Below are 1,225 nucleotides of genomic sequence, written 5' to 3' on the forward strand. Positions count from 1 at the left end.
ATGATCTGGGAACCTTCGAACTGGAAGGTAATGCAACAGACGAAGCCGTTGAGGGGGATGATTGGGAAAATATTTACGATGGTAGCGACAGTGCCAACGTCGATACTGGGATTCTTCCCGATCCGTCACCTATCTCCATATTTACTGGTGGTCGAAAAGATATTCAAGACATATCAGAATGGTCTCACAAAGATGGTTCTGTACCAGATAAAGATGACTTAACCAATGCTTACGCTGCTGCCTACGGCGTCGATAACGGCGGTGGCGGTTCGGATTTGGTCATTTATTTTGGTGCCGACCGTTTTGCGAACGTAGGTGATGCCTTTATGGGTTTCTGGTTCTTCCAAGATGATGTCCAAGCCCTTGATGACGGTTCGTTCGCTGGTCAACACGTTGTGGGCGACGTTTTGGTATTGATTGATTATCCGCAAGGTGCGAATGATGAACCTTACGCCGCATTGGTAACTTGGGATCCAACCTGTTCAAAAGCGGACAGTAATGACCCTGCCCCTGGCGATTGTGCAGCCAAAAACTTACGCCTACAAGCGGAAACCAGTGGTGCAAACCCTGCTGACTGTTCTGCTGTCAATGATGGTGACTTTGGTTGTGCAACCACCAACAAAGGTGAAACACCAATCCCATCACCTTGGCCATACACTGCAAAAAACGGCACAATGAACGCTTTCCCATACGAAAGCTTCTATGAAGGTGGTGTAAACCTCACTCAACTGCTTGGCGGAATCGACGGCACAGCGTCTTGTTTCAGCAGCTTCATGGCTGAAACCCGTTCGTCTGCTTCATTCACCGCATCTTTGAAAGACTTCGTTTTAGGTCAATTCCAGTTATGTGGTATGGAACTTGTGAAAACATGTCCAACTGGTGCGTTATCACCAAGTGGTGACTCAATCATCTACAACTACGAGATCAAAGTAACCAATACTGGCTTTGGTGCACTTTACGATCTTTATGTTGAAGATATTACCGCTGGCGATTCATTCACTGCTGACGTTCTTGCCGCTGGCGAAACTGCAACATTTACTGGTTCCTTTGTTTCGCTCATCAACGGTGTAGAAAATGAGGCTACGGCGAGCGCAGCCATCAAAGATGGTGGCGAACCTGTGCTTACTAAGTCTGACACAGATAGCTGTCCTCCACTTACTCCAGTGGGCGCATTGAGTATCACTAAAGACTGTACAACCTACGTTGAAGAAAACGCATCTGGCGC

General features: G+C 47.4%; 1 protein-coding gene. It reads left to right on the plus strand.

What is annotated here, in order from left to right; all coding sequences use genetic code 11:
• Positions 1-1,225, plus strand: a 1,225-nt coding sequence (locus R8269_RS25025) for a hypothetical protein (protein WP_318222883.1), incomplete at both ends; no start/stop codon positions are given.

The organism is Vibrio sp. Vb0667 (assembly GCF_033391095.1).